The organism is Cupriavidus malaysiensis, from assembly GCF_001854325.1.
In the GTDB taxonomy this organism is placed as follows: Bacteria; Pseudomonadota; Gammaproteobacteria; order Burkholderiales; family Burkholderiaceae; genus Cupriavidus; species Cupriavidus malaysiensis.
The window spans coordinates 2,704,590-2,727,818 of record NZ_CP017754.1; the positions used below are offsets into that span (position 1 = coordinate 2,704,590).

General features: G+C 68.8%; 19 protein-coding genes. 16 read left to right on the forward strand and 3 right to left on the reverse strand.

All coding sequences use genetic code 11. The features are described 5' to 3' along the window. Positions 1-178: 178 nt before the first annotated feature. Both hpnD and BKK80_RS11905 read left to right on the forward strand, forming a co-directional pair. Positions 179-1,015 (forward strand): presqualene diphosphate synthase HpnD, encoded by an 837-nt coding sequence (hpnD, locus tag BKK80_RS11900; protein WP_071012977.1) that lies wholly within the window; start codon positions 179-181, stop codon positions 1,013-1,015. 221 nt (positions 1,016-1,236) lie between these two features. Next, positions 1,237-2,520 (forward strand): Zn-dependent hydrolase, encoded by a 1,284-nt coding sequence (locus BKK80_RS11905; RefSeq protein ID WP_071036762.1) that lies wholly within the window; start codon positions 1,237-1,239, stop codon positions 2,518-2,520. 67 nt (positions 2,521-2,587) lie between these two features. Here BKK80_RS11905 and BKK80_RS11910 read toward each other — a convergent pair whose 3' ends face one another. Then, positions 2,588-2,860, reverse strand: a complete 273-nt coding sequence (locus BKK80_RS11910) for a hypothetical protein (RefSeq protein WP_231907911.1) — start codon at positions 2,858-2,860, stop codon at positions 2,588-2,590. 323 nt (positions 2,861-3,183) lie between these two features. Here BKK80_RS11910 and ompR point away from each other — a divergent pair, with 323 nt between their 5' ends. The 6 genes from ompR to BKK80_RS11940 all read left to right on the forward strand — a co-directional run bounded on the left by ompR (position 3,184) and on the right by BKK80_RS11940 (position 9,417). Next, positions 3,184-3,906 (forward strand): osmolarity response regulator transcription factor OmpR, encoded by a 723-nt coding sequence (gene ompR, locus BKK80_RS11915; protein ID WP_006576352.1) that lies wholly within the window; start codon positions 3,184-3,186, stop codon positions 3,904-3,906. A gap of 83 nt (positions 3,907-3,989) precedes the next feature. Next, complete coding sequence (locus BKK80_RS11920; protein WP_071012983.1) at positions 3,990-5,339, forward strand: ATP-binding protein; 1,350 nt, start codon at positions 3,990-3,992, stop codon at positions 5,337-5,339. A 353-nt stretch (positions 5,340-5,692) separates the two neighbouring features. Then, on the forward strand, positions 5,693-6,985 hold the full coding sequence (gene tcuC / locus BKK80_RS11925) for an MFS transporter (protein ID WP_071012984.1): 1,293 nt from the start codon (positions 5,693-5,695) through the stop codon (positions 6,983-6,985). A 394-nt stretch (positions 6,986-7,379) separates the two neighbouring features. Next, entirely contained in the window at positions 7,380-7,928 is a 549-nt protein-coding gene (locus BKK80_RS11930) for a peroxiredoxin (RefSeq protein ID WP_071012986.1), read from the forward strand. Positions 7,929-8,067: 139 nt separating this feature from the next. Next, positions 8,068-8,589: a carboxymuconolactone decarboxylase family protein gene (locus BKK80_RS11935; protein WP_071012988.1), complete on the forward strand. Its 522-nt coding sequence runs from the start codon at positions 8,068-8,070 to the stop codon at positions 8,587-8,589. Positions 8,590-8,838: 249 nt separating this feature from the next. Then, positions 8,839-9,417 (forward strand): GNAT family N-acetyltransferase, encoded by a 579-nt coding sequence (locus tag BKK80_RS11940; RefSeq protein ID WP_071036760.1) that lies wholly within the window; start codon positions 8,839-8,841, stop codon positions 9,415-9,417. Positions 9,418-9,442: 25 nt separating this feature from the next. On the opposite strand, the gene ispF is transcribed toward BKK80_RS11940, so the two are convergent. Both ispF and ispD read right to left on the reverse strand, forming a co-directional pair. Continuing rightward, the gene (ispF, locus tag BKK80_RS11945) at positions 9,443-9,955 is read right to left on the reverse strand and encodes a 2-C-methyl-D-erythritol 2,4-cyclodiphosphate synthase (protein WP_071012991.1); all 513 of its coding nucleotides are present in this window, start codon (positions 9,953-9,955) and stop codon (positions 9,443-9,445) included. After that, positions 9,952-10,707: a 2-C-methyl-D-erythritol 4-phosphate cytidylyltransferase gene (gene ispD, locus BKK80_RS11950; protein WP_156811246.1), complete on the reverse strand. Its 756-nt coding sequence runs from the start codon at positions 10,705-10,707 to the stop codon at positions 9,952-9,954. The genes ispF and ispD overlap by 4 nt, the downstream gene beginning before the upstream one ends. Before the next feature lie 416 nt (positions 10,708-11,123). On the opposite strand from ispD, the gene mfd reads away from it, so the two are divergent. From mfd to BKK80_RS11990, 8 genes are all read left to right on the forward strand, one after another. After that, entirely contained in the window at positions 11,124-14,615 is a 3,492-nt protein-coding gene (gene mfd / locus BKK80_RS11955) for a transcription-repair coupling factor (RefSeq protein ID WP_418235857.1), read from the forward strand. Between the two features lie 125 nt (positions 14,616-14,740). Next, positions 14,741-15,523 carry a 2-oxo-tetronate isomerase gene (gene otnI, locus BKK80_RS11960; RefSeq protein WP_071012995.1) on the forward strand — a complete coding sequence of 261 codons (783 nt, stop codon included), beginning with the start codon at positions 14,741-14,743 and terminating at the stop codon, positions 15,521-15,523. A gap of 201 nt (positions 15,524-15,724) precedes the next feature. Then, positions 15,725-16,882: a zinc-binding metallopeptidase family protein gene (locus BKK80_RS11965; protein ID WP_071069542.1), complete on the forward strand. Its 1,158-nt coding sequence runs from the start codon at positions 15,725-15,727 to the stop codon at positions 16,880-16,882. A gap of 580 nt (positions 16,883-17,462) precedes the next feature. Continuing rightward, entirely contained in the window at positions 17,463-18,683 is a 1,221-nt protein-coding gene (gene argE / locus BKK80_RS11970) for an acetylornithine deacetylase (RefSeq protein WP_071012998.1), read from the forward strand. Between the two features lie 149 nt (positions 18,684-18,832). Beyond that, positions 18,833-20,140, forward strand: a complete 1,308-nt coding sequence (locus tag BKK80_RS11975; RefSeq protein ID WP_084545563.1) for an MFS transporter — start codon at positions 18,833-18,835, stop codon at positions 20,138-20,140. A 208-nt stretch (positions 20,141-20,348) separates the two neighbouring features. Further along, complete coding sequence (locus BKK80_RS11980) at positions 20,349-21,671, forward strand: amidohydrolase (RefSeq protein ID WP_418235897.1); 1,323 nt, start codon at positions 20,349-20,351, stop codon at positions 21,669-21,671. A gap of 151 nt (positions 21,672-21,822) precedes the next feature. After that, the gene (locus tag BKK80_RS11985) at positions 21,823-22,278 is read left to right on the forward strand and encodes a GNAT family N-acetyltransferase (RefSeq protein ID WP_418235858.1); all 456 of its coding nucleotides are present in this window, start codon (positions 21,823-21,825) and stop codon (positions 22,276-22,278) included. A gap of 441 nt (positions 22,279-22,719) precedes the next feature. Next, the gene (locus BKK80_RS11990) at positions 22,720-23,016 is read left to right on the forward strand and encodes a hypothetical protein (RefSeq protein WP_071069547.1); all 297 of its coding nucleotides are present in this window, start codon (positions 22,720-22,722) and stop codon (positions 23,014-23,016) included. The last annotated feature ends 213 nt before the right edge of the window (positions 23,017-23,229 follow it).

Below are 23,229 nucleotides of genomic sequence, written 5' to 3' on the forward strand. Positions count from 1 at the left end.
CCGGCCGGGGGCCGCCTGCGCGCTCCGGGCAAGGTGGCGGCGGTGCTACAATCCGGCCCGTTTCCCTATCCCGGGCGGCGGACGCGACGGCCGCCATGTGCCGGCGCCGTCTCTCGACGCACGCGCTGACGCCCCCGCCGCCGCGCGCCCGCCCCCACACCACCCACACGAGCCTGGCGTGACGCCCGACCAGTATTGCCAAGACAAGGCCGCCCAGAGCGGCTCCAGTTTCTATTACAGCTTCCTGTTCCTGCCGGCCGAGCGCCGGCGCGCCATCACCGCGCTCTACGCCTGGTGCCGCGAGGTCGATGACGTGGTCGACGACCCCCAGGACGCCGGCGTGGCGCACCAGCGGCTGGACTGGTGGCGCGCCGAACTGGCGCGCCTGTTCGACGGCAAGCCCAGCCATCCCGTCACGCAGGCTTTGCAGCCCCACCTGACGGCCTGCGGCCTGCAGGCGGGCGAGCTGGGCGAGGTGCTGGACGGCATGGAGATGGACCTCACGCAGTCACGCTATCTCGACGAGATCGGCCTCACGCGCTATTGCCACTGCGTGGCCGGCGTGGTCGGCGTGATGAGCGCGCGCATCTTCGGCTACACCGATGCCCGCACGCTCGAGTTCGCCGAAAAACTCGGCCAGTCGCTGCAGCTGGTCAATATCCTGCGCGACGTGGGCGAGGATGCCCGGCGCGGCCGCATCTACCTGCCGGTCAACACGCTGCAGCGCTTCGAGGTGCCGGCCTCCGAGGTCCTCAAGGGCGTCTACTCGGAGCGCTTCACCGCGCTGATGCAGTACCACGCCGGCCGTGCCCGCGCGCTGTACCGCGAAGCGCTCGAGCTGCTGCCGCGCGCCGACCGCCGCGCCCAGCGCGCCGGCCTGGTGATGGGGGCGATCTACCACACGCTGCTCGATGAAATCGAGGCCAGCGGCTTCCAGGTGCTGCACCAGCGCATCGGCCTGACGCCGCTGCGCAAGCTCTGGATCGCCTGGAAGACCTGGCTGGCCAACCGCTGAGCCGGCGCCGGGCCCCGACACCGGGCCACCGCCGGCCGGCGCACGCGCCGGAATCTCCCCACGCTGGCACCAAGCACTGGCAAAATGGCCGTTTGCGCCACAGCGCCGCGGCACCACGATGGCCCCGGCGGCGCTGGCGGCCCGGGCAGCCTGCCCTGGCCGTCACCGTGCCGCCCCGGTCCTGCCCCGCGAAGTCCACCCCCGAAGTTCCCGACACCGCCATGCCAGCCTCCCCGACCGCATCCCTGCCCTCCCTGGGCCAGGCCATCCTCGACCGCGCCGACCAGCTCGCCCGCCATTCCGACATGGAGGGCGGCCTCACCTGCGCCTACCTGACGCCCGCCCACCGCGCCGCCCAGGCCCTGCTGGCCGAGTGGATGGCGGCCGCCGGCATGGACGTGCGCGTCGACGCCATCGGCAACGTGATCGGCCGCTATGCGGCGGCGGCCGAGGCCGGCCCCGGCGCGCGCGTGCTGATGACCGGCTCGCACTTCGACACGGTCCGCAACGGCGGCCGCTACGACGGCCGCCTGGGCATCCTGCTGCCGATCGCGGTGGTCGACGCGCTGCATCGCGCCGGCATCCGCCTGCCCTACCATTTCGAGGTGGTGGCCTTCGCCGAAGAGGAAGGCCTGCGTTTCAAGACGAGTTTCCTGGCCAGCAGCGTGCTGGCCGGCCGCTTCGACCCGGCCCTGCTGGAGCGCCGCGACACTGCCGGCATCTCGCTGGGCGAAGCGCTGGCGGGCTCGGGCCTGCCCGGCGGCGGCGCTGCCGCCGCGCTGGCGGCCGCGGCCGTCGATCCGGCCAGCCTGCTGGGCTTCATCGAGGTGCACATCGAGCAAGGGCCGGTGCTGCTGCACCACGGCCTGCCACTCGGCGTGGTGACCCAGATCGCCGGCAGCAGCCGCTTCCAGGTGCGCGTCGGCGGCACCGCCAGCCACGCCGGCACCACGCCGATGAACCTGCGCGCCGATGCGGCGGCGGCCGCCGCCGAGATGGTGCTGCTGGTGGAAGCGCGCTGCGGCGAGGTAGCGTCCCTGGTCGGCACGGTGGGGCAGCTGGAGGTGCCGAACGGTTCGAGCAATGTGATTCCCGGCGCCTGCCATTTCTCGATGGACATCCGCGCCGGCGAGGACGGCATCCGCGAGGCGGCCATCGCCGACATCCTGGCCGGCATCGAGCGCATCGCCGCGCGGCGCGGCGTCAGCGCCCAGGTGGAGCGCGTCACCCCCGTCAACAACGCCCCCTGCGCCCGCTGGCTGATGGACCAGTTCGCCACCGTGCTGGCCAAGCGCGGCCTGCAGGCCTTCGAGCTGCCGTCGGGCGCCGGGCACGACGCCATGATGATGCAGCGCATCACCGACATCGCCATGTTGTTCGTGCGCTGCGGCAACGGCGGCATCAGCCACAATCCGCTGGAGACCATCACGGCCGAGGACGCCCAGCTCGCGGCCGAAGTACTGGTGGACTTCCTGCGCCACTTCCAGCCGCGCCAGGACGCCTGAGGCGCGCGGGCGCGAGCCCGGCGAGGCCGCGCCCGATGCGGCGCGACCCGATGCGGCGGCGCGGCGCTCAGGCGCCGCCGTACATTTCCCGGCCGAGGTCGTAGAGGTTCTGCCGCAAGCGGCGGCGTTCGTCAGGAGAGAGCCGCTCACCACGGTCGCCGCGGGCGCCGCGTTCACTGCGTTCGCCGTTGTCGCGCTCGAAGCGCCGCCGCTCCCGCTCGGGCGGGCGCCGGCCCTCGTGCTTGCGCAGCCGTTCGGCACGAGCGTCGCCGCCATGCAGCAAGCGGCTGATGCCGGCGGACTGGGCCTGGGCGCCGGGGCAGGCGAACAGTGCCGTCATGGCCAGCGCGAAGCACAAGCGTGCGCCGGCCGCGCGACGCAAGGCAAGCCAGGGCCGATTGCGGTTCACTTTCATCGATAATGGCGGTTTTGGCTTGGCATAATGGCGGCATCCATGCCGCCGCAAGCCGGGAATCCGGCCTCCCCTGGCGCACCGTGCGGGCTGGAATCCGCGTACCGGCGCGCCAACGCGCCATGGGCGCGGGAGCGGTATGCGCAGCAGTGTAAGGGTGGCACCCCTGCGCGCTGCCATACGTCGGGGTAAAGTATGTAACGTTTTGTTAAGCCATTTTGAGCGAAAGCGAGAGTCGCTAAGATACCGCCATGGAAAATACCAGCCACAAGATTCTTGTCGTGGACGATGATCCGCGTCTGCGCGACCTGCTGCGCCGCTATCTGGGCGAGCAGGGCTTCACGGTGCTGGTGGCGGAGAACGCCACCGCCATGAACAAGCTCTGGCTGCGCGAACGCTTCGACCTGCTGGTGCTCGACCTGATGATGCCCGGCGAAGACGGCCTGTCGATCTGCCGCCGGCTGCGCGGTGCCAACGACCAGACGCCCATCATCATGCTGACCGCCAAGGGCGAGGATGTCGACCGCATCGTCGGCCTCGAAATGGGCGCCGACGACTACCTGCCCAAGCCGTTCAACCCGCGCGAGCTGATCGCGCGCATCCACGCCGTGCTGCGCCGCAAGGGCCCGGCCGAAGTCCCGGGCGCGCCGTCCGAGACGCCGGAAACCTTCGCCTTCGGCGACTTTGTCCTCAACCTGGCCACCCGTACGCTGACCAAGAACGACGAGGAAATCACCCTCACCACCGGCGAGTTCTCGGTACTGAAGGTGTTCGCCCGCCATCCGCGCCAGCCGCTGTCACGCGAGAAGCTGATGGAAATGGCGCGCGGCCGCGAGTACGAGGTGTTCGATCGCAGCCTGGACGTGCAGATCTCGCGCCTGCGCAAGCTGATCGAACCGGACCCGGGCAACCCGCGCTTCATCCAGACGGTCTGGGGCCTCGGCTACGTCTTCATCCCCGACGGCGTCAAGTGATCCGGCCCGGCGTACCCAGGTACGCCGGCGACCGGCCCGCTTCGCGCTGACCAACAACCGCTTCCCTTCCGGCCCCTTCCATCGTGGCGACTGCCCTCAGCCGCACGGCCACGCGCTTCTTCGGTTCGCTGTTCTGGCGGACCTTCATGCTGATCGCCCTGCTGCTGGCACTGTCGCTGGTCATCTGGTTCCAGAGCTACCGCCTGTTCGAGCGCGCCCCGCGCGCCCAGCAGGTGGCGATGCAGGTGGTCAGCGTGGTCAAGCTGACGCGCGCGGCCCTGCTCTACTCCGACCCCGCGCGCCGGCGCTTCCTGCTGCTCGACCTGGTGCAGAACGAAGGCATCAAGGTCTACCCGCGCGAGAAAGAAGACGACTTCAAGGTCCCGAACGCCAATCCCTTCCTGACCCAGCTGGTGCAGCAGGAGATCCGCAACCGGCTGGGCGAGGACACCGTCATCGCCACCACGGTCAACGACATCCCGGGCATCTGGGTCAGCTTCGAGATCGAGGGGGATGATTACTGGGTGGCGATCAGCCCGGAACGCTTCGAGCGCGTGTCGGGCGTGCAGTGGCTGTGGTGGAGCGTGGCCGCGCTGCTGCTGTCGATCTTCGGCGCGGCCTTCATCACCGCGCGCGTCAACTACCCGCTCAAGCGCCTGGCCAACGCCGCGCGCGCCATCGGCGCCGGCGGCGACCCGCCGCCGCTGCCCGAGCACGGCGCCAGCGAAGTGGCGCAGGCCAACCACAGCTTCAACCAGATGGTGCGTGACCTGCGCCAGCTCGACGACGACCGCGCGGTGATGCTGGCCGGCATCTCGCACGACCTGCGCACCCCGCTGACGCGGCTGCGGCTCGAGACCGAGCTGTCGCCGGCCGACGAAGCCACGCGCGACGCGATGATCGCCGACATCGAGCAGATGGACGCCATCATCGGCCAGTTCCTCAACTATGCGCGCCCGCCCCAGGAAAGCGCCGAGCCGGTCGACCTGTCGGCGCTGGTGCAGGAAGCGGTGGGCGTCTATGCCGCGCACGACGACGTGCGCGTGCGCGTGCGGGCCAGCGAGCCGGTGATGGCCGTGGCCAGCCGCATGGAGATCCAGCGCATCCTCGACAACCTGGTGGAGAATGCGCGCCGCTACGGCAAGGACGAGGACAGCGGCATGGCCGAGGTGGAGATCAGCACCCACGTGCAGGACAAGGAAGCCGTGCTGACAGTGGCCGACCACGGCGGCGGCGTGCCCGAGTCGCAGCTCACCCTGCTCACGCGGCCCTTCTACCGCCTCGACAGCGCGCGCAGCGAAGCCAAGGGCACGGGGCTGGGGATGTCCATCGTCAACCGCATCCTGCAGCGCAGCGGCGGCCGCCTGCTGCTCGCCAACCGCCCGCCGCCCGCCACCGGGCTGGTAGTCAGCGCCTGTTTCCGGCGCGCCTGAGCGCGCCTGAGCCCACCGGTGCCGCGCGGCCGCTTTCCCGCGCGGCCTTGTCATCCCGATCTCCCCCGCAGCTTCCAAATGCGCCTCGCGCGGCACTCCCTGCCGCGCGAGGACGGTCAACCCCCACTTTCCTCCCCCGCTGACAGGCTTTTGACAGCCTATGATAGGGAGTTGAAAGGGCTTTGACAGCGAATTGACAGCGACTGGGCGCACACTTGCCGCACACCGCAGCGGGCGCCAGACACCACGTCTCCACCGGCCTCCGGCCAACGCCCGCAGCAAGATCCGCGCGGACCACGCGCACCTCAGAAAACAGGCCCCCGGAACCCACCGGGAGCGTTGGAGAGACAGTCATGTCAGCTACCCCCACCCATAGTCAATCCGGGTTCCGCACGGTATTCCGCGTGGTCAGCGGCAACTTCCTGGAAATGTACGACTTCATGGTGTACGGCTTCTATGCCGCCGCCATCGCCAAGGCGTTCTTCCCGGCGCACAGCGAGTTCGCCTCGCTGATGCTGTCGCTGGCCACCTTCGGGGCCGGCTTCCTGATGCGCCCCCTCGGCGCCATCTTCCTCGGCGCCTACATCGACCACCACGGCCGCCGCAAGGGCCTGATCGTCACGCTGATGCTGATGGCCATGGGCACGCTGCTGATCGCGCTGGTGCCCGGCTACGCGACCATCGGCGTCGCCGCGCCGCTGCTGGTGCTGTTCGGCCGGCTGCTGCAGGGCTTCTCGGCGGGCGTGGAACTGGGCGGTGTCTCGGTCTACCTGTCCGAGATCGCCAAGCCCGGCCAGAAAGGCTTCTACGTGGCGTGGCAGTCGGCCAGCCAGCAAGTGGCGGTGATCTTCGCCGGCCTGCTGGGCGTCGTGCTGCACTCCACCCTGGCCCCCGAGCAGATGACCTCCTGGGGCTGGCGCGTGCCTTTCTTGATCGGCTGCATGATCGTGCCCTTCCTCTTCATCATCCGCCGCTCGCTGGAAGAAACCGAGGAATTCAAGCAGCGCAAGCACCGTCCGAGCGTGGGCGAGATCTACCGCTCGATGGCCGAGAACTGGGGCATCATCCTGGCCGGCTGCATGCTGGTGGTGATGACCACGGTGTCGTTCTACATGATCACCGCCTACACCCCGACCTTCGGCAAGACCGTGCTCAAGCTGGACGACGTCGACAACCTGATCGTGACGATGTGCGTGGGCCTGTCCAACTTCATCTGGCTGCCGCTGATGGGCGCCGTGTCGGACCGGCTGGGCCGCAAGCCGCTGCTGGTGTTCTTCACCGCCGCCACCATCCTGACCGCCTACCCGGCCGTATCGTGGCTGGTCGCCGAGCCCTCCTTCGGCCGCCTGCTGATGGTGGAGTTGTGGCTGTCCTTCCTGTACGGCAGCTATAACGGCGCCATGGTGGTGACGCTGACCGAAGTGATGCCCCCGGCCGTGCGCACCGCCGGCTTCTCGCTGGCCTACAGCCTGGCCACCGCGCTGTTCGGCGGCTTCACCCCGGCCATCTCGACCTACCTGATCCACGCCACCGGCAACAAGGCCGCCCCCGGCCTGTGGCTGACCTTCGCCGCGGTGTGCGGCCTGATCGCCACCCTCACCATCTTGCGCCGCGGCCGCCAGCAATCGGCGCTGCAGACGGCCTGAAGTCAGGCGGACCGGACGAACGGGCGGCGCACGCCGGTGCGCCGCTCGCGCCCTCTCCCTTCCGCTTCCCTGCCGGATCCCTTCCGAACGGACAGGGGCTGGCGCCATCGGCGCCGCCCCTCCCCCGGCTCCCGGCCTCCCGCAGTGCAGCGCGACCCTCCGCGCCAGACCCGGGCATGCGCCCGCCGCCGTCCCGCCGGTGCTGGAAACCGCACGCTTCGCCGCGATTCCGCATCCTGTCACACGCCTGCCTATCGCCCTGTTTGAGAATATCAATTAGCCCCGCCGGCCGGGATGACGCATAATCAGCACTCATTGCATTGCGCAGCCCAGGCCGGCCAGGCCGGACCGCGCATCGCGTGCGTCTCTCTTAACCCAATCAGGAGAAGTGTCTATGAAGACCGTTGGTGACAAGCTCGAAGCCTTCAACGTCGTCGGCGTCAAGCCGGGTTTCAACAACCACGAAGAGAACGGTCAGTCGGCCTTCGAAGACATCAACGAAAAGTCGTTCGAAGGCAAGTGGAAGATCATCTACTTCTACCCGAAGGACTTCACCTTCGTGTGCCCGACCGAAATCGTGGCCTTCGCCAAGCTGAACAACGACTTCGCCGACCGTGACGCCATCGTGCTGGGCGGCTCGACCGACAACGAGTTCGTCAAGCTGGCATGGCGCCGCGAACACAAGGACCTGAACAAGCTGAACCAGTGGCAATTCGCCGACGTGACCGGTTCGCTGGTCGACCAGCTGGGCGTGCGTGACAAGGAAGCCGGCGTTGCCCTGCGCGCCACCTTCGTGGTCGACCCGCACAACGTGATCCAGCACGTGTCGGTGAACAACCTGAACGTCGGCCGCAACCCGGACGAAGTCCTGCGTATCCTGGACGGCCTGCAAACCGACGAGCTGTGCCCCTGCAACCGCGCTGTCGGCGGCGCCACGCTGTAATCACAGCCAGGCGATGCAGCCGCGCGCTGCCGGCATGCCCTGCCGGCAGCCGTACGCGATGCGGCTGCGCGGGGCCCCGCCCCGTGCAGCCAAACCCGCTGATGCGGGTTTTTTGAGCCCCGAACGATAGGAGAATTTTATGGAATTCCTCGCGACGATCAAGAATCTCATCCCCGACTACGCCAAGGACATCCGCCTGAACGTGGACGGCACCATCGCCCGCTCCTCGCTGGAAGGCAATGACGCGGTCGGCGTGGCCCTGGCAGCCGCCTTCGCCGCCAAGAGCAAGATCATCGTGGACGCCATCCGCAACGCCGGTGTGCTGTCCCCCGAGGAAACCAACGGCGCGCTGACCGCCGCCTCCTTGATGGGCATGAACAACGTCTGGTATCCGTACGTCGAGATGGCCGGCGACGCCGACCTGTCGAGCCAGCCGGCCGGCCTGCGCATGAACGCCTACGCCACCCATGGCGGCGTGGACAAGCGCCGCTTCGAGATGTACGCGCTGGCCGCCTCCATCGTCGGCAAGTGCCATTTCTGCGTGCAGTCGCACTACAAGCTGCTGAAGGACGAACAGGGCATGACCACCCAGCAGCTGCGCGACGTCGGCCGCATCGCCGCCGTGATCTCGGCGGCGGCCAATGTGATCGCGGCCGAGTAAGACTGCCGCGCGCCGGCTCCCAGGGCCGGCGCTTTTGCGCCAGGCGCCCCGCAGCGGGCGGTCCTCCAGCGCGCTCCCCTGGCGGGAGCGCGTTTTTTTCTTGCCGGCGCCGCCCGGCCGACCCGCTGACCTGCCGCTTGGTGTGCGACACCCTGTGCCACGCCATGCGACGGGCTGCGCGCGGGCGCCGGACGGCCTACAATCCAGGAAAAAGGAGACAGCGCCCGCCGCGCCCACCACACCGCCGACATGAGTTCCCTGCCCTCACACACTTCCCCGCGCTTCCGCTACCGTCTCGCCACCGTGCAGGACTGGGGCGACATCGCCGCCGTCACGCAGCAGGCTTACTCGCAATACGAGCTGGAAATCATGGAAGACTGCCGCGCCTCGTTCCAGCGCGGCATGCAGTCGGTGCTGGCCGCGTCCGGCGCCGACATGGAATGGTGGGTGGCGGAGACCGATCACGGCATCAGCGGCGCCGTGCTGTTCTGCCATCCCGGCGCCACCCTGCCGGCACTCGACGGCAGCACCGTCACGCTGGCGCTGCCCGAGGCGCGGCTGCTGTCGGTCAGTCCGGAAGCGCGCGGCCTGGGGCTGGGCCATACGCTGATGCAGGTCTGCATCCAGCGTGCGCGCGACATCGGCGCGGCCACGCTGCTGGTGCGCGCCATGCCCGAGATGCGCTCGGCCGTGCAGCTTTGCGAGCGCATGGGCTTCGTACGGCGCACCGAAGCCGGCTCACGCAGCGGCCCTCTGGCGCGCGTGATCGACTTCAGCTATCCGCTGTCGCCGGCCGAGAACCAGGCGCCGGCAACCTCGGCAAGCTGAACGGCGGCGCCTGCCGCCGGCCCGCTCAGTCCTGCGCGCTGGTGGCCAGTGCGCCGCGCCACAGCAGCACCACGGCCTGCGCCACGATGCCTTCCTGGCGGCCCTCGAAACCCAGCTTCTCGTTGGTCTTGGCCTTGACGTTGCAACGTCCCGGCGCCAGGTCGAGGTCGGCCGCGAGGTTATCCACCATGGCGCCGATATGCGGCGCCAGCTTGGGCTGCTGGGCGATCACCGTGGCATCGACGTTGCCGATCTCGTAGCCGGCCGCGCGCACGCGGCGGGCCGCCTCGCGCAGCAGCACGCGGCTGTCGGCGCCGGCGAACTGCGGATCGGTGTCAGGAAAATGGCGGCCGATGTCGCCCAGCCCGGCCGCGCCGAACAGCGCGTCGGTGATGGCGTGCAGCAGCGCGTCGGCATCGGAGTGGCCGAGCAGGCCACGATCGTGCGGAATCTCCACGCCGCCCAGGATCAGCTTGCGCCCCGGCACCAGGGCGTGTACGTCGTAGCCCTGGCCCACGCGAATGTCGAAGGGTGTCATGCCTGGTTCGCTCCTTTGCGAGAATCGCCGGCCGCCGGGTCGCCAAGCAACACCTCGGCCAGCGCGAAATCTTCGGGATAGGTGACCTTGAAATTGCGCAGCGAGCCGTTGACCAGGCGCGGACGCAGGCCCAGCCGCTCGATCGCGCTGGCCTCGTCGGTCACCACCGCGCCCTCGGCCAGCGCATCCTGCAGCGCCTGGCGCAGCACGCCGATGCGGAACATCTGCGGCGTCTGCGCCTGCCACAGGCCATCGCGCGCCACCGTGGCGCCGATGCGCGCGTCCTCGCCGGCCCGCTTCAGCGTATCGGGCACCGGCACCGCCAGGATGCCGCCGATGGCGGCGTCGGGGCCATCGCCCTCCACCGCGCGGATCAGCGTATGGATCATGGTCGGCGTCAGCCCGGGACGGGCCGCGTCGTGCACCAGCACCCAGTCGCGGTCGCTGGCGCCCATCTGCGCCAGGTGATGCAGGCCCGCCAGCACCGAAGCGTGGCGCGAATCGCCGCCCACGAAGGCGGTATCGAAACGCAGCCCGGCAAAGGCATCGGCGCCGAAGCGTGCCGCCAGCGGCATGTCGTCCGGGGCCAGCACCAGTGCCGTGCCGCTGATGGCCTCGCAGGCGCTGAAGGCAGCCAGCGCGTACCACAGCATGGGGCGGCCGGCGACGGTCTGGTATTGCTTGGGCAAGGGACCGCCGGCGCGGCTGCCGGTACCGGCACAGGGGATCAGGGCAAAGCGGCGGTCGGACACGGGCAGGACGCTGGGCGTGGCAATGGATGAGGGAAAGGCGGCTGGCGCGGAGCGGGCCTCCGGCCCGCGGCACGCCGCGCCGGTGCGGCGCAGGATCGACGCGCATTCTATAATACGGCCCTTGCCTGCCGCTACGGCAGCGTGCGCCACGGCGCCGCGGATCCGCCACCTGGCGCTTTCGCGCCGCGCGCACGCCACGTCGCGCCGGCAGACCGCACCCCGCCCCGGATCGTTGGCGGGGTGTTTGCGTTGAATCCGGCGTGCGCAGCCATCCGAAGTTCATGCCGCACGCCCAGCCGTCTTTCGCCGTCCCGACACCCGTACCGAACACAGACAACCCCTGACCCGCCGCCGCGCCCGCCAGCCCGCATCGCGCACCGACGCCCTGCCACCGCGCAGCGCGTGCCGCGCAGCCGATGCCGCCGCCTGCCGCGAACCGGCGCGCCCCATCGACCATGCCCGACGCTCCGTCCCTTCCGCTTCCCGTCTCCCTGCCGCTGCTCAAATCCGGCCAGCGCCATACCGTGGCCGGCCTGCACGGCTCCGCCGACGCGCTGGCGCTGGCGGCCTATGCCCGCCAGATGAAAGGACAGGCGCCGATGCTGGCCGTGGTCTGCGCCAGCGCCGTCGACGCGCAACGCCTGGCCGAGGAGATTCCCTGGTTCGCGCCCGAGCTGCGCGTGCGCCTGCTGCCTGATTGGGAAACGCTGCCCTATGACAGCTTCTCGCCGCACCAGGACCTGGTCTCCGAGCGGCTGGCCACGCTGCACGACATCCAGGGCAGCCAGTGCGACGTGATGCTGGTGCCCGCCTCGACCGCGCTGTACCGGCTCGCGCCGCCGTCCTTCCTGGCCGCCTACACCTTCTTCTTCAAGCAAGGCGAGCGGCTGGACGAAAACGCGCTCAAGTCGCAGTTCACGCTGGCCGGCTACGAGCATGTCAGCGCGGTGATGCGCCCCGGCGAATACAGCGTGCGCGGTGGCCTGATCGACCTGTTCCCGATGGGCTCGGCGCTGCCCTACCGCATCGACCTGTTCGGCGACGAGATCGAGACCATCCGCGCCTTCGACCCCGACACCCAGCGCAGCCTGTATCCGGTCAAGGAGGTGCGGCTGCTGCCGGGACGCGAGTTCCCGCTCGACGAAGCCGCCCGCACCGCCTTCCGCGGCCGCTGGCGCGAAGTGTTCGAGGGCGACCCGAGCAAATCGCCGATCTATAAGGACATCGGCAACGGCGTGCCCTCGGCCGGCATCGAGTACTACCTGCCGCTGTTCTTCGAACAGACCGCCACCGTCTTCGACTACCTGCCCGCCGACACCCAGCTCGCCTTCGTCGGCGAGATCGACGAGGCGGTGCGACGCTTCTGGGCCGACACCACGCAGCGCTACAACTTCATGCGGCACGACCGCGAGCGCCCGCTGCTGCCGCCCGCCGACCTGTTCCTCTCCGACGAAGCCTTCTTCATCGCCGCCAAGCCCTACGCGCGCCTGGTGCTGCAGGCCGGCGACGGGCGCGGCGAAGCCCTCAGCGCCGCGCTGCCCGACGTCTCCGTCAACCGCCGCGCCGAAGACCCGCTGGTCAACCTGGAAGCGCTGCTGCTCGACAAGCAGCGCCGCGTGCTGATGTGCGCCGACTCGGCCGGGCGCCGCGAGACGCTGCTGCAGTTCTTCGCCGAGAGCGGCCTGCGCCCGCTGCCGGTGGACGACTTCGCCGCCTTCCTGGCCGGCGACAGCCACTTCTCCATCGTGGTGGCGCCGCTGCAGAGCGGCTTCGGCCTGCCCGGCGCCGCCGGCGCCCCGGCCCTGGTCACCGAAGCCGAGCTGTACGCCGGCACCGCGCGCCGCGCCGGCCGCCGCAAGCAGGAACAGGCCAGCACCGTCGATTCGATGGTGCGCGACCTCGCCGAGCTCAAGATCGGCGACCCGGTGGTGCACAGCGAGCACGGTATCGGCCGCTACCAGGGCCTGGTCTCGATGGACCTGGGCAACGGCGATGAAGAGTTCCTGCACCTCGACTACGAGAAGGGCGCACGCCTGTACGTGCCGGTGCACCAGCTCCACGTGATCTCGCGCTACTCCGGCGCCGATCCCGACACCGCGCCGTTGCACCAGCTGGGCTCCGGCCAGTGGGACCGCGCCAAGCGTAAGGCCGCCCAGCAGATCCGTGACACCGCCGCCGAGCTGCTGAACCTGTACGCCCGCCGTGCCGCGCGCGAAGGCTTCGCCTTCCCGCTCTCGCCCAAGGACTACGAGACCTTCGCCGAGAGCTTCGGTTTCGAGGAAACGCCGGACCAGGCCGCGGCCATTGCCGCCGTCATCGCCGACATGACCTCGGGCAAGCCGATGGACCGCCTGGTGTGCGGCGACGTCGGCTTCGGCAAGACCGAGGTGGCGCTGCGCGCGGCCTTCGTCGCCGTGCTGGGCGGCAAGCAGGTGGCCATGCTGGCACCCACCACGCTGCTGGCCGAGCAGCACTTCCAGAACCTGTCGGACCGCTTCACCGACTGGCCGGTGCGCATCGTCGAGCTGTCGCGCTTCAAGACCAAGAAAGAGATCGACGCCGCCGTCAAGCAGATCAACGAAGGCGCCGCCGACATCGTCATCGGCACCCACAAGATGCTGTCCGACGACGTCAAGTTCCAGCGCCTGGGCCTGGTCATCATCGACGAGGAACACCGTTTCGGCGTGCGCCAGAAGGAAGCGCTCAAGACATTGCGCGCCGAGGTGGACGTGCTGACGCTGACCGCCACCCCGATCCCGCGCACGCTGGGCATGGCGCTGGAAGGCCTGCGCGACTTCTCCGTGATCGCCACCGCGCCGCAGAAGCGCCTGGCCATCAAGACCTTCGTGCGGCGCGAGGAAGACAGCGTGATCCGCGAGGCCATCCTGCGCGAGCTCAAGCGCGGCGGCCAGGTCTACTTCCTGCACAACGAAGTCGAGACCATCGAGAACAAGCGCGCCAAGCTGGCCGAACTGGTACCCGAGGCGCGCATCGCGGTGGCGCACGGCCAGATGCACGAACGCGAGCTGGAGCGCGTGATGCGGGACTTCGTCGCCCGCCGCGACAACATCCTGCTGTGCACCACCATCATCGAGACCGGCATCGACGTGCCGACCGCCAACACCATCCTGATCCACCGCGCCGACAAGTTCGGCCTGGCGCAGCTGCACCAGCTGCGCGGGCGCGTCGGGCGCTCGCACCACCAGGCCTATGCCTACCTGCTGGTGCACGATCCGGAAGGCCTCAGCAAGCAGGCCACGCGCCGGCTGGAGGCCATCCAGCAGATGGAGGAACTGGGCTCCGGCTTCTACCTCGCCATGCACGACCTGGAAATCCGCGGCGCCGGCGAGGTGCTGGGCGACAAGCAGTCGGGCGAGATCCACGAGATCGGCTTCCAGCTCTACACCGACATGCTCAACACCGCCGTCAAGGCGCTCAAGGCCGGCAAGGAACCCGACCTGCTGGCGCCGCTGTCGGCCACCACCGAGATCAACCTCGGCACCCCGGCGCTGCTGCCCAACGACTACTGCGCCGACGTGCACGAGCGGCTCTCGCTGTACAAGCGGTTGGCCAACTGCGAAACCGCCGAGGCCGTCGACGATATCCAGGAAGAGCTGGTCGACCGCTTCGGCCGCCTGCCGCCGCAGGCGCTGGCGCTGATCGAGACCCACCGCCTGCGCATCGCCGCGGTGCCGCTGGGCGTGCGCAAGATCGACGCCGGCGAAGCCTCGCTGGCGCTGCAGTTCGTGCCCAACCCGCCGATCGACGCCATGCGCATCATCGACCTCGTGCAGAAGAACCGCCACATCAAGCTGGCCGGACAGGACAAGCTGCGCGTGGAAGCCAAGATGCCGGACGTGGCCGCGCGCGCGCAGCAGATCAAGCAGACGCTGCGGCAGCTGAGCTGAGCTGAGTTGAGTTGAGTTGAGCTGAGCCCGCAGTTCCATTGAGCTTCATTGCCGCCCCAGGTTGGCAGGCCCCCGCCGATCGGGGCGGCCGCCGACCCCGCACCTGATCGCCAAGGAGACCCGAGATGCCGCGCTTCGCCGCGAACCTGTCGCTGATGTACACCGAGCACGACTTCCTGGACCGCTTCGCCGCCGCCGCGCGGGACGGCTTCCAGGGCGTCGAATTCCTCTTCCCGTACGAGCATCCGGCCGCCGAGATCCGCCGGCGGCTCGACGATAACGGCCTGGTGCAGGCCCTGTTCAATGCGCCGCCCGGCGACTGGACCGCGGGCGAGCGCGGCACCGCCGCGCTGCCCGGCCGCGAGGCCGAGTTCCGCGCCGGCTTCGCCCGCGCGCTCGACTATGCCTCGGTGATCGGCAATGATCGCCTCCACGTGATGGCCGGCCTGGTGCCGGCCGGTGCCGAACGCGCGCGCTGCCTCGCCGTGTACCGGGAAAACCTCGCCCACGCCGCGGCCGCCGCGGCCGCGCACGGCATCACGGTGCTGATCGAGCCGATCAACACGCGCGACATGCCGGGCTACCTGCTGAACCGCCAGGACGAAGCCCAGGCCATCCGCCGCGAGATCGGCGCGGCCAATCTCCAGGTCCAGTTCGACTGCTACCACTGCCAGATCGTCGAAGGCGACCTGGCAAAGAAGCTCGAACGCGACATCGGCGGCATCGGCCATATCCAGATCGCGGGCGTGCCCGACCGCCACGAACCCGACCTCGGCGAGCTGAACTACCCCTATCTGTTCGACGTGATCGACCGGCTCGGCTACGCCGGCTGGATCGGTTGCGAGTACCGTCCGCGCGCCGGCACCTCGGCCGGGCTGGGCTGGCTCCGGGCCTACCTGGCGCGCTAGCCTCGGCATGGGCGGCGGCGCCGGCGACACCACACCGCCGCCCCGCGCCTCCCCGCGCTCCTGCGCGCCGTTTCGCTATACTGGGCCGCGGACCCGGGCACGCCGGCCCTGCTCCGGCAGCCCGTCCGGCCATGGCAGCGGTCGCGCCACCTGAAGCGCATGCAGCGACGGCCGCCACGGTGCGCCTGTATGGAGGCCCCGATGAAATCCTTCCACTGCGGCCAGTGCGGCCAGCTGGTGTTCTTTGAGAACGTCCGCTGCGAGCGCTGCGAAGCGCCGCTCGGCTACCTGCCCGACCTCGGCGAAGTCAGCGCCTTCGCGCCCGCTGACGACGGCACCTGGCACAGCCTGCACCCGGCGGCCGCGGGCAAGCCCTACCGCCCCTGCCACAACTACGCGGTGGAAAACGTCTGCAACTGGATGATTCCCGCCGACGCGGCCCACGCCGACGACACGCTGTGTGCCGCCTGCCAGCTCACCGCCACCATCCCCAACCTGGACACGCCGGGCAACCGGCTGCTCTGGTACAAGGTCGAGGTAGCCAAGCGCCGGTTGCTCTACACGCTGGACATGCTGGGCCTGCCGATCGGCACCGGCGAGCTGCCGGCAGACCGGCCCATGCGCTTCGCCTTCAAGGAAACGAGCGAAGACGAGCCGGTACTGACCGGCCACGCCGACGGCCTCGTCACCCTCAATATCGCCGAAGCCGACGATGCCGAACGCGAGCGCGTGCGCGCCCAGATGCACGAGCCCTATCGCACGCTGCTGGGCCATTTCCGCCACGAGATCGGCCACTACTACTTCGACCGCCTGGTGCGCGGCACCCACTGGATCGAACCGTTCCGCGCCCGCTTCGGCGACGAGCGCGCCGACTACCAGGCCGCGCTCGCGCAGCACTACGAGCACGGCGCGCCGCAGGGATGGCAAGACCAGTACATCAGCAGCTACGCCGCCATGCATCCCTTCGAAGACTGGGCGGAAACCTGGGCGCACTACCTGCACATCGTCGACACCCTCGACACCGCCACCGCCTGCGGCCTGGTGCTGGCGCCCGAAGACGAGCGCCTGCCGCAACTGAGCGACCAGACCGCCGTCGACGAAGCCAGCTTCCACAACCTGATGCAGCGCTGGTTCCCGCTCACCTACGCGCTCAACAGCCTCAACCGCAGCCTGGGCGTGCCGGACGCCTATCCCTTCGCGCTGGCGCCGGCAGTGGTGGCCAAGCTGCGCTTCGTGCACAACGTGGTCAGCGCCGCGCGCCGCGCCGGCCGCGCGGCGATGGCGCCCGGCAGCGCAGCCGCACCCGGGGCCACGGCGGCCGGCAGCAGCAGCGAGGCGGATGGCGCGGCGCAGGGTTGAGGGTGGTGGTTGGCGGGCCTTGTGCCGGGCTGGTGGTGGATGCCGGCCATCACGGCTGGCGCCGGCGCGGAGTGAATGCCGCCGTACTGGCGAATGCCGGCCCTCTCCCCCAACCCCTCTCCCGCAAGCGGGAGAGGGGAGCAAACCGGCGCGGAGCAAATCGCGTCGCGCTTGGTGGGGCCAGACGAGATGCGCCAACACCAAGCGCCAAGCGCGCGGTCTTGGTTCCTTCTCCCCGCGAGGGGAGAGGGTTGGGGAGAGGGGGGGTTCAGCAAGGCGCCACGCCCAAACGAAGCCAAGGGCGTAATCCCGCCCGCAAGCAAAGAAACGAAGCCGACGGTGTGATCCAAGCATCCACGGCCAGCCGGCGCCTGCCCGACCGAACCACCCCGCCAGCGCTACACTATCGCCAGCAAGCGCCCCCACCCCGGCAAACCCGAACCGCCCGCAGAGACGGCAGAGGAGACAGGACACCCGATCCCCCGGGACCGATCGCCCCCATGCATGGACCACCTGGTCCACAAAGGTGTAGCATCGGTTCCTTAACCTGTTAGCCTGTTAGCCGTTAGCCAACCCGACGATGCAAGCCGATACCCTGAAGCAGCCCGCCACCGCCCCCGCGGATACCGCACCGCACAAAGGCAGCGCGCTCGACTGGACCCAGCGCCTGGTGACCTACGACACCACCAGCCGCCACTCCAATCTCGGCCTGATCGAGGCCGTGCGCGACCACTTCCTGGCCAAGGGCCTGCGCCCCCACCTCAGCTACAACCCGCAGCAGGACAAGGCCAACCTGTTCGTCACCGTGCCCGCCGCCGACGGCAGCACCGACGGCGGCATCGTCCTCTCCGGCCACACCGACGTGGTGCCGGTGGACGGCCAGAACTGGACCACCGACCCCTTCCAGCCCGTGGTGCGCGACGGCAAGCTGTTCGGCCGCGGCACCTGCGACATGAAGGGCTTCATCGGCACCAGCCTGGCGCTGCTGCCCACCATCCTGCAGGCCAGGCTGCGCGAGCCGGTGCACTACGCCCTCTCCTTCGACGAAGAGATCGGCTGCATGGGCGCGCCCTACCTGCTGGCCGAACTGCGCGAGCGCGGCGTGCGCCCCTCGGGCTGCATCGTCGGCGAGCCCACCAGCATGCGCGTGATCGTGGCGCACAAGGGCATCAACGCCTACCGCTGCTGCGTCAAGGGCTTCGCCGCCCACTCCTCGCTCACGCCGCGCGGCGTCAACGCCATCGAATACGCGGCGCGCCTGATCTGCTTCATCCGCGACATCGCCGACGAGTTCAAGGCCAACGGCCCCTACGACCAGGCCTTCGACGTGCCCTACACCACGGCGCAGACCGGCACCATCCAGGGCGGCATCGCGCTCAACACCATTCCGGCGCTGTGCGAATTCATCTTCGAATTCCGCAACCTGCCCGGCGTGGACCCCGAGGCCCTGTTCCAGCGCATCCAGTCGCACGCCAATGACGTGCTGCTGCCGCGCATGCGCGCCGAGCACCCCGACGCCGACCTGGCCATCAGTAAGATCGCCGCCGCGCCCTCGCTGGACGCCGCCGAGCAAGACGCCATCACCCAGCTGGTGCGCGCCCTCACCGGCGACCGCGAGGTCAACAAGGTCGCCTACGGCACCGAGGCCGGCCTGTTCCAGCGCGCCGGCATCCCCGCCGTGGTGTGCGGCCCCGGCGATATCCAGCAGGCCCACAAGCCCGACGAGTTCGTCACGCTGGAGCAGCTCGCCGAGTGCGAGCGCTTCCTCGGCAAGGTGATCGACAGCCTGCGCCTGCCCTGAGCCTGCGCTTGCCCTGAGCCGGACCTGGCCACGCCCGGCCAGGCCCGCCAACCCGATGCAGTAAGCCCCGTCTACCGTAGTACCCGGGCCGCGCTACCCGCCGCGGCCCGGCCTTTGCGTCATGTCCCATAACAAAACGAGGAGACAGCATGACAGCAGTACCGGCAGGCAACACCAAGGCAAACCCCGCCCACGCAAGCGCCGTCGCCCCGGCCTCGCGCCACCCCTGGCGCGCGGTCATCTCCGCCTCCATCGGCAACGCGCTCGAATGGTTCGACCTAGTGGTCTACGGCTTCTTCGCCGTCACCATCTCCAAGCTCTTCTTCCCCACCCATGACGAAACCACCTCGCTGCTGCTGACGCTGGGCACCTTTGGCGTGTCCTTCTTCATGCGGCCGCTGGGCGCCATCGTCATCGGCGTCTACGCCGACCGCCGCGGCCGCCGCGCCGCGCTCACGCTGTCCATCCTGCTGATGATGGTCGGCACGTTCATCATCGCCCTGCTGCCCACCTACGAATCCATCGGCCTGCTGGCGCCGCTGGGCATCGTCGCCGCGCGCATGATCCAAGGCTTCTCCGCCGGCGGCGAATTCGGCAGCGCCACCGCCTTCCTGGCCGAGCACGCACCGCAGCGGCGCGGCTTCTACGCCAGCTTCCAGGTCGCCAGCCAAGGCCTCACCACGCTGCTGGCAGCCGGCTTCGGCGCCCTGCTCACCGCCACCCTCACGCCCGAGCAGATGCAAAGCTGGGGCTGGCGCGTGCCCTTCCTGTTCGGCCTGGCCATCGGCCCGGTGGCCTACTACATCCGCCGCCACGTCGACGAAACCCCCGAATTCCTGCACAGCGAAGGCACCGCCACGCCGCTGCGCGACACCCTCGGCCACCAGAAGGAACGGCTGCTGCTGGCCATGGGCGTAGTCATCGTCGCCACCGTGTCCACCTACCTGGTGCTGTACATGCCCACCTACGCCGTCAAGCAGCTCGGCCTGCCGCCCTCGGCCGCCTTCGCCGCCACGCTGGCCACCGGCGTGGTGCAGATGCTGTTCTCCCCGCTGGTCGGCCACTGGTCCGACCGCATCGGCCGCATCCCCCTGATGCAACTCGCCGCCGCGCTGCTGCTGGCCACCATCTGGCCCGTGTTCTGGCTGCTCAGCACCTACCCCAGCTTCGGCATGATGCTGGTCGTGCAGATCATGCTGGGCCTGATGATGACGCTCTACTTCGGCGCCCTGCCCGCGCTGGCCTCCGAGATCTTCCCGGTGCAGACGCGCACCACCGGGCTCTCGCTGAGCTACAACATCGCGGTGACCATCTTTGGTGGGTTCGCGCCGTTTATCTTGACGTGGCTGATTGGCGCCACCGGCAGCAAGCTGGCGCCGAGCTTTTATCTGATTGCGTGTGCGGCGGTGAGTTTGTTTGCGCTCACGCGGACACGCGACCGGCTGGGGATCCGCTAGCGCCTACCCAAGCCCGAACCTCGCGCCGTGCCGGGCGCGCCCCCATCCAACCAACAAGAAACGGCACAACAGGACCCAAACAGAGGAGAACCATCCCATGGCAGCTCGTCATCCCGCACGCCCCCGGCGCAACACGCGCGGCAATACCCGCCACGTCCTCAGCATGGCCGGCACGCTAGGCACCCTCGCCCTGGCCGCCGGCCTGCTGATGGCGCCGGCCGCGCAGGCCCAGACGGCCGCCGCCCCACAAGCCGCCACCGCCACCCCGGCCGCCGCCGACCTGCACGCCCAGATCGAAACCCGCGCCAAGGCCATCGAAGCCCAGCTGATCGCCTGGCGACGCGACATCCACCAGCACCCCGAACTGGGCAACTACGAAGTCCGCACCTCCAAGCTGGTAGCCGACCACCTGCGCAAGCTCGGCATGGAAGTGAAAACCGGCGTGGCCAAGACCGGCGTGGTCGGCCTGCTGAAGGGCGGAAAGCCCGGCCCCGTGGTCGCCCTGCGCGCCGACATGGACGCCCTGCCCGTCAAGGAACGCGTGGACGTGCCCTTCGCCTCCAAGGCCAAGGGCCAATACCTGGGCAAGGAAGTCGACGTGATGCACGCCTGCGGCCACGACACCCACGTCGCCATCCTGATGGCCACCGCCGAAGTCCTGGCCGGCATGAAGGACCAGCTCCCCGGCAGCGTCAAGTTCATCTTCCAGCCCGCCGAAGAAAGCCCCGCCGACTTCGAACCCAACGGCAGCAATATGTGGGGCGCCAAGCAGATGGTCGCCGAAGGCGTGCTCGACAACCCCAAGGTAGACGCCATCTTCGGCCTGCACGTCAGCAGCGGCCTCGAATCCGGCAAGCTCGGCTGGCGCAGCGGCCCCTCCATGGCCGCCGCCGACCAGTTCTGGATCGACGTCAAAGGCCGCCAGACCCACGGCGCCCGCCCCTGGGCCGGCATCGACCCCGTCGTCGTCGCCTCCCAGATCGTGCTCGGCCTGCAGACCATCCAAAGCCGCCAGGTCAACGCCATGCTCGAACCCTCGGTCATCACCGTCGGCACCATCCACGGCGGCAACCGCATGAACATCGTGCCCGAGAAGGTGGAGATGATGGGCACCATCCGCACCTATGACGAAGGCATGAAGAAAGACATCCATGCCCGCATGAAACGCACCACCGAAGCCATCGCCTCCAGCTCCGGCGCCGAAGCCACGTTCAAGGTGGTGGAGCTGTACAACGCCACCGTCAACCAACCCGCGCTGACCGAAAAGATGGCGCCCACGCTGGTGCGCGTGGCAGGAGACGGAAACTGGATGATCGTGCCCAAGGCCACGGCCTCGGAAGACTTCTCCTTCTATCAGGAAAAGGTACCGGGCCTGTTCTTCAACCTGGGCGTAACGCCCAAGGGCACGGACCTAGCCAAGGCAGCGTCCAATCACTCGCCGGAGTTCTACGTGGATGAACCGGCGTTGGTGAACGGCGTACGCGCCTTGTCCAATCTGACCGTGGACTATATGGTGATGGCGCAACGCTGAGCGAAGCCAACGGGCGGCTGAGTTGCCGTCAGCCACCCCGCCCGCCGTTCATCAAGCCCAGCGCCGCACCAGCATCCCAACCCATCCAAAACGACGCCGCTCCCGGCCATCAAGCCAGCCAGCGGCCGACTCTCCTCTCATGACACAAACCATGCAGATTCGCCCGATCCGCCCCGAAGACTACGCCATGTGGAAACCGCTCTGGGACGGCTACAACGCCTTCTACGGACGCTCCGGCCCCACCGCCCTGGCTGATGACATCACGCAGGTGACATGGCAACGGTTCTTCAACCCCATCGAGCCGGTCTTTGCGCTGGTCGCCGAGCAGGACGGCAAGCTGATCGGGCTGGTGCACTACCTCTTCCATCGCGGCACGACCCGGATTGAACCCGTGTGCTATCTGCAGGATCTGTTCACGGATGCCAACGCGCGTGGGCGGGGTTGTGGGCGGGCGTTGATTGAAGGGGTCTATGCGCAGGCTAGGCTGGCGGGGGCTCGGCGGGTCTATTGGCAGACGCAGGTGGGGAATGCGGCTGGGCGGGCGTTGTATGACAAGGTGGCGGAGCATAAGGGGTTTATTGTGTATGCGCATGAGGTGGAGGCTTGAGGGGTAGATCCCCTCAGCTCGGATTGCGCTGTGCCACTCTTCCTCGCTGCGGGTAAGCCATTCCGGAACGAGGCAAGAGAGGCCTGCTCAGCAGAGCCTATGCGTCTTGCCCGACGAGCCGAGAACGATGGCCGGCATCGTCACCTTTGCCGAGGGTATGGCGACCGATTGCTAGGGCAACCGGCGATTCGTATCAATCGGAAAAAACCGGCCGTCCGATTTCGACCGATACTTGTCCGGTTGCTGCCTCCACAGCAACCGGGATTGGAAGCCCGAAACCAGGCGGATCGCGCCACCGATTGGCGCTCAATCTGACAGGAGACCGCGACATGCGCCTCTTCGCCCTTGCCCGTCCAGGCTTCCAATCGGCGTGCCGAGCACGCCCCCTCTCAACCGACGACCTCCGCCCCCACGCGCTCGAAAGACATAAGGAGGCCGCCAATGGATAACACCCGCCAACACACCCGCTACGGCCTCACCGCCGAGTACCGTAACGCGGATATCCATCTTCACTCGCGTGCGCTTTGCGAAACGCCGCTGACCCTGGCCGCTGAGAAGTCGGCGCAGCTCTATGCTCTGCTCTTTCTGGCTCGCGACTGCGCGGAGTCTGGCACCTTCGGCGATCTGAACGCGGAGATTCAGAATCGAGTGCTCACGTTAGCCGCTGGATTGGCGCATGAGACGCTGGTGTTGAGTGAGTTGGCGGCGCAGGGTGAAGCTGACTCGGCCGCTCCGTAACCATTGGAACGAGGCCGGCTTGATGCCGGCCTCGATGTGTCCGGTCGTGAAGGAGCCGAACTCAACACTCCCACCGCACCCCCAATAGGGGGTTGCGGATACGACTGCTGCCGGGCCATCTACGAGCGCTGCCCCGCAGCTTCACGCCGACATTCGAAATGCGGGTCCAACTCGGTATCTTGCAGTCAAATTTGTGCGAAACGCCGACGCGAA

Excerpts from the sequence above, each read along its gene's own strand:
- BKK80_RS11905 (WP_071036762.1), top strand. The coding sequence starts at position 1,237 with ATGCCAGCCTCCCCGACCGCATCCCTGCCCTCCCTGGGCCAGGCCATC.
- BKK80_RS11910 (WP_231907911.1), bottom strand. The coding sequence starts at position 2,860 with ATGACGGCACTGTTCGCCTGCCCCGGCGCCCAGGCCCAGTCCGCCGGC.
- ompR (WP_006576352.1), top strand. The coding sequence starts at position 3,184 with ATGGAAAATACCAGCCACAAGATTCTTGTCGTGGACGATGATCCGCGT.
- tcuC (WP_071012984.1), top strand. The coding sequence starts at position 5,693 with ATGTCAGCTACCCCCACCCATAGTCAATCCGGGTTCCGCACGGTATTC.
- BKK80_RS11930 (WP_071012986.1), top strand. The coding sequence starts at position 7,380 with ATGAAGACCGTTGGTGACAAGCTCGAAGCCTTCAACGTCGTCGGCGTC.
- BKK80_RS11935 (WP_071012988.1), top strand. The coding sequence starts at position 8,068 with ATGGAATTCCTCGCGACGATCAAGAATCTCATCCCCGACTACGCCAAG.
- BKK80_RS11940 (WP_071036760.1), top strand. The coding sequence starts at position 8,839 with ATGAGTTCCCTGCCCTCACACACTTCCCCGCGCTTCCGCTACCGTCTC.
- ispF (WP_071012991.1), bottom strand. The coding sequence starts at position 9,955 with ATGACACCCTTCGACATTCGCGTGGGCCAGGGCTACGACGTACACGCC.
- mfd (WP_418235857.1), top strand. The coding sequence starts at position 11,124 with ATGCCGCCGCCTGCCGCGAACCGGCGCGCCCCATCGACCATGCCCGAC.
- otnI (WP_071012995.1), top strand. The coding sequence starts at position 14,741 with ATGCCGCGCTTCGCCGCGAACCTGTCGCTGATGTACACCGAGCACGAC.
- BKK80_RS11965 (WP_071069542.1), top strand. The coding sequence starts at position 15,725 with ATGAAATCCTTCCACTGCGGCCAGTGCGGCCAGCTGGTGTTCTTTGAG.
- argE (WP_071012998.1), top strand. The coding sequence starts at position 17,463 with ATGCAAGCCGATACCCTGAAGCAGCCCGCCACCGCCCCCGCGGATACC.
- BKK80_RS11975 (WP_084545563.1), top strand. The coding sequence starts at position 18,833 with ATGACAGCAGTACCGGCAGGCAACACCAAGGCAAACCCCGCCCACGCA.
- BKK80_RS11980 (WP_418235897.1), top strand. The coding sequence starts at position 20,349 with ATGGCGCCGGCCGCGCAGGCCCAGACGGCCGCCGCCCCACAAGCCGCC.
- BKK80_RS11985 (WP_418235858.1), top strand. The coding sequence starts at position 21,823 with ATGCAGATTCGCCCGATCCGCCCCGAAGACTACGCCATGTGGAAACCG.
- BKK80_RS11990 (WP_071069547.1), top strand. The coding sequence starts at position 22,720 with ATGGATAACACCCGCCAACACACCCGCTACGGCCTCACCGCCGAGTAC.